The 13,332-nt window shown below is 44.3% G+C and carries 12 protein-coding genes; 4 read left to right on the forward strand and 8 right to left on the reverse strand.

Annotation, left to right across the window (positions count from 1 at the left end; genetic code table 11):
* Window positions 1-2: 2 nt before the first annotated feature.
* The 4 genes from LIX84_RS11825 to malK form a co-directional block, all read right to left on the reverse strand.
* Window positions 3-536: a polysaccharide biosynthesis/export family protein gene (locus LIX84_RS11825; protein WP_005392485.1), complete on the reverse strand. Its 534-nt coding sequence runs from the start codon at window positions 534-536 to the stop codon at window positions 3-5.
* Between the two features lie 12 nt (window positions 537-548).
* On the reverse strand, window positions 549-1,754 hold the full coding sequence (locus LIX84_RS11830; RefSeq protein WP_226421381.1) for an outer membrane beta-barrel protein: 1,206 nt from the start codon (window positions 1,752-1,754) through the stop codon (window positions 549-551).
* A 10-nt stretch (window positions 1,755-1,764) separates the two neighbouring features.
* Complete coding sequence (locus tag LIX84_RS11835) at window positions 1,765-3,165, reverse strand: undecaprenyl-phosphate glucose phosphotransferase (RefSeq protein WP_005392488.1); 1,401 nt, start codon at window positions 3,163-3,165, stop codon at window positions 1,765-1,767.
* Window positions 3,166-3,588: 423 nt separating this feature from the next.
* Window positions 3,589-4,707 (reverse strand): maltose/maltodextrin ABC transporter ATP-binding protein MalK, encoded by a 1,119-nt coding sequence (malK, locus tag LIX84_RS11840; RefSeq protein WP_114322833.1) that lies wholly within the window; start codon window positions 4,705-4,707, stop codon window positions 3,589-3,591.
* Window positions 4,708-5,379: 672 nt separating this feature from the next.
* Here malK and malE point away from each other — a divergent pair.
* The 3 genes from malE to malG all read left to right on the forward strand — a co-directional run bounded on the left by malE (window position 5,380) and on the right by malG (window position 9,115).
* Complete coding sequence (gene malE, locus LIX84_RS11845) at window positions 5,380-6,558, forward strand: maltose/maltodextrin ABC transporter substrate-binding protein MalE (RefSeq protein ID WP_053809629.1); 1,179 nt, start codon at window positions 5,380-5,382, stop codon at window positions 6,556-6,558.
* Window positions 6,559-6,637: 79 nt separating this feature from the next.
* The gene (malF, locus tag LIX84_RS11850) at window positions 6,638-8,212 is read left to right on the forward strand and encodes a maltose ABC transporter permease MalF (protein ID WP_031780258.1); all 1,575 of its coding nucleotides are present in this window, start codon (window positions 6,638-6,640) and stop codon (window positions 8,210-8,212) included.
* A 12-nt stretch (window positions 8,213-8,224) separates the two neighbouring features.
* A complete protein-coding gene (malG, locus tag LIX84_RS11855) occupies window positions 8,225-9,115 on the forward strand; it encodes a maltose ABC transporter permease MalG (protein ID WP_005375275.1) in 891 nt (296 codons plus the stop codon).
* A gap of 362 nt (window positions 9,116-9,477) precedes the next feature.
* Here malG and LIX84_RS11860 read toward each other — a convergent pair whose 3' ends face one another.
* The 3 genes from LIX84_RS11860 to LIX84_RS11870 all read right to left on the reverse strand — a co-directional run bounded on the left by LIX84_RS11860 (window position 9,478) and on the right by LIX84_RS11870 (window position 11,431).
* Complete coding sequence (locus LIX84_RS11860; RefSeq protein WP_005375277.1) at window positions 9,478-9,723, reverse strand: hypothetical protein; 246 nt, start codon at window positions 9,721-9,723, stop codon at window positions 9,478-9,480.
* 171 nt (window positions 9,724-9,894) lie between these two features.
* Window positions 9,895-10,380, reverse strand: coding sequence for an acyl-CoA thioesterase (locus LIX84_RS11865; protein ID WP_005392490.1), 486 nt, complete (start codon window positions 10,378-10,380; stop codon window positions 9,895-9,897).
* Window positions 10,381-10,525: 145 nt separating this feature from the next.
* Window positions 10,526-11,431, reverse strand: a complete 906-nt coding sequence (locus LIX84_RS11870) for a DMT family transporter (RefSeq protein WP_226421382.1) — start codon at window positions 11,429-11,431, stop codon at window positions 10,526-10,528.
* A 98-nt stretch (window positions 11,432-11,529) separates the two neighbouring features.
* Between LIX84_RS11870 and LIX84_RS11875 the strand changes: the two genes are divergently transcribed.
* Window positions 11,530-12,318 (forward strand): AraC family transcriptional regulator, encoded by a 789-nt coding sequence (locus LIX84_RS11875; RefSeq protein ID WP_048625321.1) that lies wholly within the window; start codon window positions 11,530-11,532, stop codon window positions 12,316-12,318.
* Here the strand turns inward: LIX84_RS11875 and LIX84_RS11880 are convergent.
* A complete protein-coding gene (locus LIX84_RS11880) occupies window positions 12,313-13,230 on the reverse strand; it encodes a M14 family metallopeptidase (RefSeq protein ID WP_226421383.1) in 918 nt (305 codons plus the stop codon). The genes LIX84_RS11875 and LIX84_RS11880 overlap by 6 nt on opposite strands.
* Window positions 13,231-13,332 lie beyond the last annotated feature (102 nt).

Raw genomic sequence — 13,332 nt, forward strand, 5'->3', positions numbered from 1 at the left:
ACTTAAAAGAAGCTCTGGTCAATAAATACAATGTCACCAGGTTCAACGTTGCGGTGCATACTGACACCCTCTATCGTTTGACCCGTTTTATGTTTGGTGAGGTTAATGCCTTTGCGTGAGGCTCGGTCGGTCAAGCCACCCGCTAAAGCGATGGCCTTCTCTATGGTTAACCCTGGACGGTACTCAAATCCACCTGGTTTCCTGACTTCGCCATTAACGTAAAACAGACGAAAGTTATTGATAGTGACCATCACTTTTGGGTTGATGAGATAATCGCCTTTTAAGCCCGTTTCTATTTCGTACTTGAGTTGTTTCGGTGTTTTTTTGATTGCTTTGATTCGGCCAAGGTAGGGGTAATCAAAATAGCCATCTGACGTTATTAGAATATTTTTAATCGTAAGATCTTCTTCACCATAGACCTGCACGGAAATGGTATCGCCAGTATCGAGTAAGTAATCTTCCTCGTTTGAGTCAGCGTTGACCAAAGTGCTAAATAGCAACAACGCTACACTCATGAATGTGATGAATGCCTTCATTAATAATCCTTTTTACAGAGAAAACTGTGCGCTTAAAGTCCAAATGTTTTGTTCAAAGCTATAACCCGATCGGCTAGAGTTTTTATCTTGGTATTGCCAGTCGGCTTGCAGCTGTATCCAGCGTTTAATTTGATAATCGATACCAAAAGAGAGAGTGTAGCGATCGTCGTTTCTGGTGATCCCCGTATAGTCATCTTGTTGATAAATAGCACCTAAGCGAGTTGCAAGGTAACTATTCCAATCGTGCTTGAGGTTCAGTCGGTAACGAGTTTGTAGGTTGTAATCGCCATCTTGATCTGGGTTAACTGCCGCTTGAGTGGTTTTCACGCTGACTAGAGTTTGTTCTTGAGGCAGCCATTCAAAGCCGATATCCCAACTGAAGCCTTTAAATGTCTCTCGTTGAGCGCTGTCAAAATCTTTGATTTGATAACCGAGTCGAGCGATGCCTTTGGTTTTTCCCGTTACTTCCCATTCGGCACCTGTGTAATAGAAACTGGTGTTGTTATCTTTGGAAGGCTGCGCAGAATTTCGGTGTTGATAGTCGGTTACTAGTTGTTTTGTCCCAACCAACCAATAGGTTCTTGGCGTCGCCCTTAAATAGAATTCTAAGTGTGCATTAGGGGCTCGAAAATCGTTGTATTTTGTTTTAGCGTTTGTGCGCCCAGGTAATCCGTCACGGTAATTTTGATAGGTTTTATCACTGTAGCCTAAACCGAATTCGAGTCTGCCTTTTGCACCGTTAGAGCCAAAGACATAATTGGTTTTGATATCGTTACGGTTGAACTCAATTGGTGAGTCTATTGCGCTACCATTACCTTCGGTAATGTCTTCACCTCTAATTTCATGCTGGGCGCGAAAACGATAATCAACCACTAAACGATGACGATGATTGAACTCAAAAAAGTTGGAAAACTGAAAGGTATGATCGTCGAAGTCGTTGCGGTCATCGGATGAAAAACCTGCTTTCAACTTGTATAAAATATCTGCGCGATAGCGATTCCTTTCTATACGTGCTAATAAGCTTGGCTCTATACCCCAAATATTGACCGATTCTACATTGCCGGATTCCTCCGCTTTGTTGATGTTGTCATCGCCCTCGTAGAAAGTTCTTACAAGGGGAATAAACTCAATGCCAGACTCGGTTTGGTAAGCCATCGGTTCTGCGAGTAAGCCAGTTGAAAACAGACTCAATGCTATTGCCATTGTCAGTTTCTTCATAATCTCAACCTTAGTAAGCGTTAGCACCAGTGAACCCTTTGAAAACGGTCATGAAGATGATTTTGATGTCCATCCAAACCGACCAGTGGTGGATGTAATCCAAATCAAATTCGACTCTCTTTTCCATTTTTTCTAAGGTGTCTGTTTCGCCGCGATAGCCATTAATTTGCGCCCAGCCAGTAATGCCCGGTTTTACTTTGTGACGTAGCATGTAGCGGTCAACAATCTGGCGATACTCTTCATTGTGTGCCACGGCATGAGGACGTGGACCAACAATAGACATGGTCCCTTGCAGTACATTGATAAATTGAGGCAGTTCGTCCAAAGAGGTGCGACGCAGAAAACCACCAAAAGGCGTAATGCGTGGGTCGTTCTTTGTCGCCTGTTTCACGTGAGGGCCTTGATCCATAGTGGTCATTGAACGGAATTTCCATACTTCAATCTTGCGTCCATCGAGGCCGTAACGATGCTGTTTAAAAATGACCGGACCTTTAGAGGTCAGCTTAATGCCAATCGCAATGGTGAGCAGGACTGGAGAGATCAAGGCTAAAATAATGCTCGAAAACAAGATGTCTTCAAATCGTTTTACCCAGGAAGAAATTCCAGCAAATGGTGTATCAAACACGCTGAGCGTTTGAACTTGGCCGATTTGCGCCCAACGAGAATGCAAAAGGTTATAGGTAAAGAAGTCGGGAATCAGATACGTATTTGCGGTGGTGTCTGAGAATTGGTTAAGAAGCGATGCAATACGTTCTTTTGCGTGCATTGGCATTGCGATATAGACGTAATCCACTTCCCCTTTTTTGGCTCGCTCAAGAGCGTGGTCAACTGCCCCTTTAATAGGGTAAGCAGAATTTGGCAATCTGTCGGAAGAACGCTCATCGTAAAAGCCATCAAAAAGTACACCGTGTTCAGTGTGGTTTTGAATTTCGTTAGCAAGGGTAATGCCGTGAGGAGTTTGGCCGATGATGATCGCAGTACGAGTGTTGAATCCTTTTTTTCTTAAATAGGCTAATCCGGTACGGAATGTCACTCGCCATGCCAAAAGTAGAGCGGGCGTAATCGCAAACCACAATGCCAGAATAGTGTTATCAAATAAGTCATAGACTTCCGAAAAATACAGAACAATAAAGATAAGCGCGGAAGTTACTGCCCAGGCCACACAGACAATAATCATCTGCTCTTTAAACGAACTGGTTCGCCAAGAGCGGTACAGGTTGCCGCTTTCTGCCATAAATAGAAAGGAGATGCCTCCAACAAAAGCCAGTATGACGTAATCTTTCCCCATCGCAGTATTCATGTCTTTGAACACTAAAAGCAGCATAAAAGAGACGATGACAGCAAGATCTGAGATGCGATATAAAAAAGCGAACTCCATCTCGTGAGAGCGGATAAGTCCTTTTTGTTTCATGACTCAGTTTCCTTTCTTACACGCTACCGCCCTTGGGTGTCTCCCCCAATTGCCGTGTCGTGAGCGTTATTAGTAGTTGGTGAACAGAGCATTCTGTTGAATGCTTCTGAGTTTTTTGTCACGTGTAATTTCGTTGATAAGTGTAAAAATTTGCGTTGTTGAGGTAAGTGGAAATAAGAATGAAATTTAGACCTTTGGCTAAGTTTGGCGGGTTAGGAAAAAGCTGGTACTTACTCATGAGGGATGAGGAAAAGTATTAAAAATGAAGTATCAGTACAAAGACAATGGTTTATGTGAAGGTAGAAGAAACGGGTGATCTTATTGGTTAACGATTAATGATTTAGTATCGAATTACTTATATTTATTAGGATAAAAAAATCCCTCTCAAGTGAGAGGGATTTTTTGTGAGTAAGGACGAATGAATTATTCGACTTCCACGCCGTTTTCTTTGTATAGGCGGCGACATGCACGACCATCACTGTGGAACAGGTGACAACGGTGTGCTGGAATACCAATCTCGATTTTATCGCCGGTATCGACTGCGAGCGTGTCAGGCTGACGGAAAATAACGTCGGCGTCTGCGCCTTCTAGGTTTAGGTATACTTGAGTTTCGTTACCTAGCTTCTCTACAATCATCACTTCACCGTGAATGCTTGCATCAGCTTCAGAAGCGGCTAATAGGTGCTCAGGGCGAATGCCTAGAGACATGCGGTCGCCACGGTTAACAGTCGTGCCATCCACTGGAATCCAGAAAGATACACCATTAGATAGTTGAACTTTGACGCGCTCTGCTTCTACTTCATCAATGAATACGCTCATGAAGTTCATTTTCGGAGAACCGATAAAGCCTGCTACAAAGCGGTTTTGTGGGTAATGGTAAAGCTCAAGCGGCTTACCAACTTGCGATACATAACCGCCGTCTAGTACAACGATTTTATCTGCCATTGTCATTGCTTCTACCTGATCGTGCGTTACGTAGATCATGGTACAACCAAGTTGACGTTGTAGCTTAGTGATTTGCGCACGCATGTTTACACGCAGTGCGGCATCCAAGTTTGATAGTGGTTCATCTAGAAGGAATACATTAGGTTGCGATACCAGTGTTCGACCGATAGCCACACGTTGACGCTGACCACCTGAAAGCGCTTTTGGTTGGCGTTCAAGTAAGTGACCCAGTTGTAGAATTTCTGCAGCCTGTTCAACACGTTTGTCGATTTCTGCTTTGTCTGCTTTTGCTAATTTTAAGCCAAATGACATGTTGTCATATAAGTTAAGGTGTGGGTAAAGAGCGTAAGACTGGAATACCATACCAACACCACGTTTGGATGGTTCGACGTCATTCATGCGCTGGTCACCAATATACAAATCACCTGAAGTAATGTCTTCAAGACCGGCAATACAACGTAAAAGGGTAGATTTACCACAACCTGATGGACCTACGAAAACAACAAATTCACCTTCGTTGATTGTTAGGTCTACGTTCTTAGAAATCAGTACGTCGCCATACGCTTTACAAACATTTTTTAACGTGACACTCGCCATGTAGCTCGTCCTCGATTAATTTTTTATTATTCACCGCTCATCATTATATGAATTATCTAGCGAGCAGTAACAGTAGGAATCGGTAAGTTATTGCGGTTGGTAAGAAAAGTAGGGTAGCACTTCAATAAAATGTCCTGAATAGAAGTGCTACCCATCATAGCCAAGTACGAGTTTCTCTCCCCCACATTATTCGTGTTGTCTCCCCCGTGAAATAATTACCACAAACAACACCAATAATGACATTCCACTCGTCTGGCAATGCAAAACCAGCAAATCTTTTTCCTAATACGTAGGCACTGCTGGGAAAGGGTTCTTACCATCCACTCTTGGATGACTGAAGTTTGTAAGATTGTGCGAGGTGCGACATCCTCCTAATAGAAATAATTGTAGGGGGAGTAGGTAGGGAGGAGTAAAAAAGGAGGAGGAATAAAGCAGTTGGTCGGAAATCACATTATTGCACCACCTAAAGTTGAAACCGATCACAGGAAGTATCTGTTTTGTGATTTGAGTCTCTTACCCTTGGCGATTTAGATCACGAAAATACGTCATAATTGTAAGGGCGTAGGGATTAGGAGGATGAGACATATTGGATTATTTCAGATGATATATGTCGAAATACGGCTGAACCTCAATGGACTAGCCCTACATCAAAAATATAAAAAGGATACGAACATGAAAAAGTTAAGCGCTGTAGCACTAGGTACTCTTGTTGCTTTGGGTTCTTTTGGTGCTAATGCTGCCATCGAAGAAGGACAACTTACTATCTGGATCAACGGCGACAAAGGTTACAACGGCCTTGCTGAAGTTGGTAAAAAATTCGAAGAAGACACTGGCATTAAAGTGACAGTGGCTCACCCAGATGGCCTTCAAGACAAATTCCCTCAAACTGCAGCGACTGGTGACGGTCCTGACATCGTATTCTGGGCTCATGACCGTTTCGGTGGTTACGCAGAAGCTGGCCTGCTAGCAGAAATTAAACCTTCTAAGAACATTCAAGAAGGTATTGTTGATTTCGCTTGGGATGCTGTACGTTACGACGGCAAATTGATCGGCTACCCAGTTGCGGTTGAGTCTCTATCTCTAATCTACAACAAAGACCTAGTTCCAAACCCACCGAAGTCTTGGGAAGAAGTTGCAGCGCTAGATGCAAAACTTAAAAAAGACGGCAAGTCTGCAATCATGTGGAACCTAAAAGAACCGTACTTCACCTGGCCACTAATGGCTGCTGATGGCGGCTACGCGTTCAAATACACTTCTGAAGGTTACGATATTAAAGACGCTGGTATCGCGAAAGAAGGCGTTAAAGACGCAATGAGCTTCGTAAAAGGCTTGGTAGACAAAGGCGTGATCTCTGCAGATATGGACTACTCAGTATCTGAGTCTGCATTCAACCAAGGTAAGACAGCGATGACGATCAACGGTCCATGGTCTTGGGGCAACATCGAGAAGTCTGGCGTTAACTACGGCGTGACTACGCTACCTAAGTTCCAAGGTCAATCTTCTAAGCCATTCGTTGGTGTTCTAACGGCTGGTATCAGCACTGCGTCTCCAAACAAAGACCTAGCGGTTGAATTCATTGAGAACTACCTACTAACAAACGATGGCCTACGTATGGTTAACAACGATAAGCCTCTAGGTGCGGTAGCGCTTAACTCGTTCCAACGTGAACTAGATTCAGATACTCGTATCGCTGCGACAATGGACAACGCGATGAACGGCGAAATTATGCCAAACATTCCTCAAATGAACGCATTCTGGGGCGCGGCTAAGAACGCAATCATCAACGTAGTTGATGGTCGTCAAACTGTCGATGCAGCATTGGCAGACGCAGAAAAACAAATGACTAAATAATTAAGTAAGACCTTTTTAAGGAGGGGGCAACTCCTCCTTACTTTTCTATATTTATTCTATATTCGCTAGCAGGTTCCCTATGCAGTCAGTTCAAGGTACAAATGCTATGACAGCACCAGAAGCCAGCCTTCCGAGCAGCAAAAAAGTGTTCATGAAATGGTCACTTTTAGGCACAGTCGGCATTATCAATGGCTACGCAACAATCCTTATGTATTCACGCGGTGAGATTGCGTTTGCACTACTTACGATCATTCTTACCGCTTTAGCGTTGTTCATCTTTGGTAGTAAAAAGACGTACGCACATCGTTACATCTACCCTGGTATCGCAGGGATGATCCTTTTCATTCTTTTCCCTCTGGCGTACACCATAGGTTTGGCGTTTACCAACTACAGCGCGAAAAACCAACTCTCTTTTGATCGTGCGCAGAGCGTACTTTTGGACAGAACTTATCAAAGTGGTGATAGCTACCCGTTCACTTTATATAAAACGGATCAAGGACATCAGCTTGTGGTTGAAAAAGATGGTGAGCTACTTGCTACGCCCACTTTTCAGCTAGATAGCCTTTCAGCATCGGATCTTGACCTATCGCCAATTGAAGAAGCTACGGGCGAGAAAGAATCAATCAAGACGATTGTTAAGAGCCGTAATACGTTGAGCAGTGTTGATTTGCATCTGCCGAGCGGTGAAGACATCCGCATGAGCGGGTTACGTAAGTTTGCGGCAGTTGTGCCTTTGTACACGCTGCAAGAAGACGGCGAAACGCTTTACAACAACCGTACTGAAGAGACGTTACGTCCAAATATGGAAGTAGGTTACTACCAACCTGTCGATGAAAACGGTCAGTTTGTTGGTAGCACAGTGTCTCCTGGCTTTGTGGTGAACATTGGCACACACAACTTTGAGCGTGTGTGGAAAGATGATGGCATCAAAGAGCCGTTTATCAGTATCTTTATCTGGACGATTGTGTTCTCAGCACTCACCGTACTATTTACGCTTGTAATTGGTCTTGTTCTAGCAAGTGTTGTTCAGTGGGAAGCATTAAAAGGCCGCTCGGTTTACCGACTCTTACTGATTCTGCCTTATGCGGTACCGGCGTTTATTTCTATCTTGATCTTTAAAGGTTTGTTTAACCAAAGCTTTGGTGAGATCAACATGCTTCTGGAAGGTTTGTTCGGTATTAGCCCTGCTTGGTTCTCAGACCCGTTCATGGCGAAAACCATGATCCTGATTGTGAACACGTGGCTTGGTTTCCCTTACATGATGATTCTATGTATGGGTCTACTAAAAGCGATTCCTGATGATTTATATGAAGCGTCAGCAATTGATGGTGCGAACTTTATTACTAACTTTACTCGTATCACGCTACCAATGATGTTGAAGCCGTTAACACCACTGTTGATTGCGAGCTTTGCCTTCAACTTCAACAACTTCGTGCTTATCCAGTTGTTGACAGGCGGTGGTCCAAACATGATTGGTACGTCAGAACCTGCGGGTTACACTGACCTATTGGTAAGTTACACCTACCGAATCGCATTCGAAGGTGCGGGCGGTCAAGACTTCGGTCTAGCAAGTGCAGTAGCAACACTTATCTTCCTATTGGTTGGCGCATTGGCACTTATCAACCTACGCGTAACTAAAGTAGCTCAGGACTAAGGAGAGATTACAATGGCAATGGTACAAGGTAAGTCATTAAAGTATCGTGTTTGGGCTACTCATATTGCGATGTGGGCATTCTTGGCACTGATTATTTTCCCTTTACTGATGATCATCGCGATTTCATTCCGTGAAGGTAACTTTGCAACGGGTAGCCTGATCCCAGACAACCCAACGCTTGATCACTGGAAATTGGCATTAGGTTTCTCGGTGACTAACCCAGACGGTACAGTTACACCGCCACCATTCCCAGTCATGACATGGCTGTGGAACTCAGTAAAAGTGGGTGGTATTTCTGCAATCCTAATCGTGGCGCTATCAACCACATCAGCTTATGCGTTTGCTCGTATGAAGTTCAAAGGTAAGAACACTATCCTAAAAGCGATGATGATCTTCCAAATGTTCCCTGCGGTATTGGCATTGGTTGCTCTATACGCGTTGTTCGACAAATTGGGTCAGTACATCCCATTCCTTGGTCTGAACACGCACGGCGGTCTGATATTCGCTTATTTAGGTGGTATCGCACTGCACGTTTGGACGATTAAAGGCTACTTCGAAAGTATTGACTCTTCGTTAGAAGAAGCGGCGGCACTGGATGGTGCGACACCATGGCAAGCATTCCGTTTGGTATTGCTTCCATTGTCTGTGCCAATCCTGGCGGTAGTATTCATCTTGTCGTTCATCATGGTAATTGGTGAAGTTCCTGTAGCATCACTACTACTTTCTGATGTAGACTCGTACACACTTGCAGTGGGTATGCAGCAATACCTATATCCACAAAACTACTTGTGGGGTGACTTTGCTGCAGCTGCTGTACTTTCAGCAGTGCCAATCACTGCCGTATTCTTACTTGCTCAACGCTGGTTGGTTGGTGGTCTAACCGCTGGTGGTGTGAAAGGATAATCTCTTGTGGTCTGAGATTGATAAGAATAACTAGAAAAGGGCGACCGCATGGTCGCCCTTATACGTAGCACGGATATTACAATTTTGGTTTGGCCGCCGATCAGTAATATCTTGGCTTTTATTGGCGTTACGCATAGCTGGCTGTTAGCTTAGTTCCTTACGATTCAATCACTAACAGTTTCTTGTAACCATAACCTGAGTCTAGACTCAGGTTTTTTTATACCTGTTAAATACAGTTGTTCAATAAGCAGGTAAAGATTAGCGGCTTTGCAATGGATTCACAGGGCTAGGAGAATGCCCTGCGTAGCACTTCACATAAATAACCTGAGCTCAGGTATCAGTAAAATTAAGGTAGGGAAGGATTAAAACTCTCGACTGGAGGGGGCACATCCAACGTATTGAAGCAGCGTGTATAAGCTTTCTTGCTGTAGTGCGACGCGACGAAATAAATTTGCAAAGGTGACATCACCGCCAAAGCAGGTTTGAATGTAATGGTTAATTTCTGTTTCGTTATACCCCTCGACGTACATGGTTCTTACCCACTGGTACTCGACCGCTTTTAAATTGGTCAACGTCTCTTCACTTAAGGTCGTTTCTTTTAGTCTCAAGATCCAAACTCTATCCAACTCCAAAATAGTGGATGGATTTAAGCAAAGCTAGGTGAAGGATTTATGACAGAGGAGGCCGAGTGTGAAGCAAATGGCAAAATCATGATGTTGCTCCACACTCTGGTAATAAGTAACGTTGAGGTAGTCAATAGCGTTCTTAACGGATGTAGGTTACTTGAGATATTTTACGTGCGCTTCCATCTCTTCCCCGATTTCTTTGCGCATGTTCATAAGGCGGATAGCGGATTGTTCCAAGGCTTTATCTTCATCAGATTCTGGAACCCATTTCGGTACGTCGGTTGGTTTTCCGTTCTCATCTACAGCAACCATAATAACGATACAGTGGGTGGTGAGTCTGTTTTTCATTTGTTTTGGGTCACTGGCTTGCACGTCAATCGCGATGTGCATTGAGCTTCGTCCGGTATAAATGACTTTCGCGCTAACTTCGACTAAGTTGCCGACATGAATCGGCGCAACAAAACGAATACCACCTGCGTATGCAGTAATGCAATACTTGCCACTCCACGCTGCAGAGCAGGCGTAGGCTGCTAAGTCGATCCATTTCATTACGGCGCCGCCGTGCACTTTTCCGCCGAAATTGACGTCACTGGGTTCTGCTAAAAAGCGAAGGGTAATGTCTCTTTGACCACTGCTCATCTGTCTTTCCTTGGTGAGTTATTGTTTTCCCAATTTAGCAGCAAGATGAATTTTCGGGAATAGCGAATGAAACAAAATATTAACTTTTATTCGAACGATGAAAACAAAAAGCCACAGCGTAGTTCTGTGGCTTGGGGAACTGGGATTAATTGGCGGTGGAGGCAATCTCAGAATTGGGCAATGGCTTTCTGTGTCGTATTTTTATTTGCGACAGGATAACGCCAGAGATGACTAACAGCCCACCAATAATGTGGTAAGCGTAAATTTTCTCACCAATCAACGTTGAAGCAAGTACGACAGAAACCACGGGCATTAAGTTCATGAACATGGCACTTGAATCAGCGCCAATTGAATCAATCGCTTTCACCCACATTAACGGCGCAAAAATGGAAGCCGCAATGCCAGCATAGGCGATTAATGGTAGCGCGCCTTGGCTTGGTAACAGTTGCTCACTAGAGAGCCAAAGTGGTGTAAGCATCACAACCGAGAAGAAGCCTTGCATGTAAACCAGAGTCAAACTACTGAAAGGCATCTTCCAGCGTTTTAGCAGCACGCAATAAGCCGCGTATACCATAGCTGCAATCAGCATAAGGCTATCACCTTGGGTCATGTCTTGATGTAAAAAGTAGGTGATATCACCATGACCAAGCATAAACGCCAAGCCGCCGAGCGAAATCACACCACCGACGATACTTAACATTGATACAGACTTGCCTAACAGAGGAACACTTAAAAACACACTGAGCAAAGGAACCAAAGAGGTAATCAGTGCCATGTTGGAAGCCGTTGTCGTTAAACCAGCGTAGTAGCCAAGTGATTGGTTGAGCACCATGCCAAGTAACGCAAGAAATGCCAGCTTAGTTAAGTAAGGTCGAATAATGTGTCGTTGTTTGATGATCGCAGGCAGACAAAATGGCGTTAGGAGTACCATTGCGACAAACCAACGGTAGAAACTCATCGCACTTGGTTCAATTGCGCTCGCAGCCATCTTGTTCACAATTGAGTTACCACCCCAAATCATAACGGTGAAAAACGGAAGTAAATAAATCATGAGAACCCTATAGCACAATTATTGATGGCGCTAGTCTGGCAGGTCTTTATAATAAAAAGTATCTCTTAAAAGACATCGTAAGCGATAGGAAGACAATTTTGAAAAAGAGCGCCAGAAATCTTCATCCCTCATTATCAATCGACCGCGCACCATCGGATGTATTTATGAATTTTGAAGCCTTTCTCTCTAATACAGAAACGCGAATTCATAGCCATCCTTGGGGGCAAGTGCAGCTGATCAGCGGTGGGATCCTAGAGATGGATGCAGAAGATACAAGATTTCTAGCGCCTCCGCATCTTGCAATTTGGGTTCCTGCTGGAATCCGTCATACTAGTTACAACCGTAAACCTATCGAATATTGTTCTTTGAACATTGCCCCTGAATTGACGGCGCACTTTCCTACCAAAACGAGTCTGATCAAAGTGACTCCAATCGTGTCGTCCATTATTGAGGACTTTCGTCAACGAGACATTAACGTGGCGCAAAGTGATGAAGACAAGCGCTTGGTACAAGTGTTATTAGATCAGCTCGCAAAGCAAGAAGTGGAACACCACTTTTTACCAACGACCGATAACAAGTATCTTGAACCGATCTTAAAAGCAGTAGAAGAATCGCCGACGGATGAGATCAGTTTGGCGGAGTGGGCGGAAAAAGTGCATACCACAGAACGCACGTTGGCGAGACACTGTCAGAGTGAGTTGGGCATGAGCTTTACTGAGTGGCGTTTACGTGTACGCTATTTGCATTCTATGGAGTTGCTGCGTAAAGGGCAGACCGTAAAAGAAGTCGCGTTGACATTAGGTTATAACCAAGCTAGTCCTTTTATCGCGATGTTCAAGAAATACTCCGGCATGACACCGGAGCAATATAAGAACCGCTTATTATAACTGAGCCAGAACGTAATTCAGACCACCGACCACGGCTGCAACTTGCGCATCGTTGCACTCTTCGTCGGTCACTGTTGGGCTGTCTGGGTACACTTCCGTTGTCGTGCCGTAAACGCAATTTGTTACGCCGCCACACAGACCCAGCTTCACCATTGGGTAGTTGATAACGCCAAACTGTACGACTGGTGAACCAATGATTTCGCCATTTTCATCTGCAGGTGCAATGTGAGTCACTTTTGCAACCGACTCAATGACCGCTTTTTGAAAATCAGGCTGAGGGTTTTCACTATCTCCCACCGTGTAAAAACCGTCTGGGATCATGCCCTCGATGTACTCAATGCCATCACGAGCGGCAAGCGCAGGACGGAACTCTGTTTCATCGGAGTCTGTCGTCTCGTGCAAATCAATGTGCATTAATACATTGCCTAATGTCGCAACGAGCTTCATGAGGTTGGCAGATTCTTCGGCAGGGCTATCCTTATAGAAAGAGCGGTTTGGATCAATCGCGTTTGGGTTCCAGCGGTTGATCACCTCGTAACCCCAAGGGCTCACGCAAGGTGCAACGACAATATTGAAATGCTCTGCGTAGCACTCTGCATCTGTTTCTACAAACTTTAAAGCGCCATGTACACCACTCGTCTCGTAACCGTGCACGCCACCTGTGACCAAAACAACAGGCTTCGTTGAATCCCAGTTGCGAGTTTTGATACAAAACAGAGGGAAACGTGCCTCGTTGTATGAGAGTGCACCGTATTGTTCAACATCAAAACGCTCGCGTAGAGCATCGATTTTACTGACAACTTCATCTTGGTAGCTACGTTTTACTTCTTGCGTTGCTAACCAGGTTTTACGTTCTTCTTCGCTCCAAGGTTGGCCAGGGGTACCGATTGGGTAAATGTATCCACTTTTCATCTATACTTTTTCTTTTGACTGCTGAAAGGTATCACAAGACTAGACCTGTCTTATCTTAACGGCAATATAAAACACCATTTGGGATAGTATTCTTTGCAAAAT

Origin of the sequence: Vibrio sp. E14 (assembly GCF_020515785.1) — a bacterium.
Taxonomy (GTDB): domain Bacteria; phylum Pseudomonadota; class Gammaproteobacteria; order Enterobacterales; family Vibrionaceae; genus Vibrio; species Vibrio diabolicus.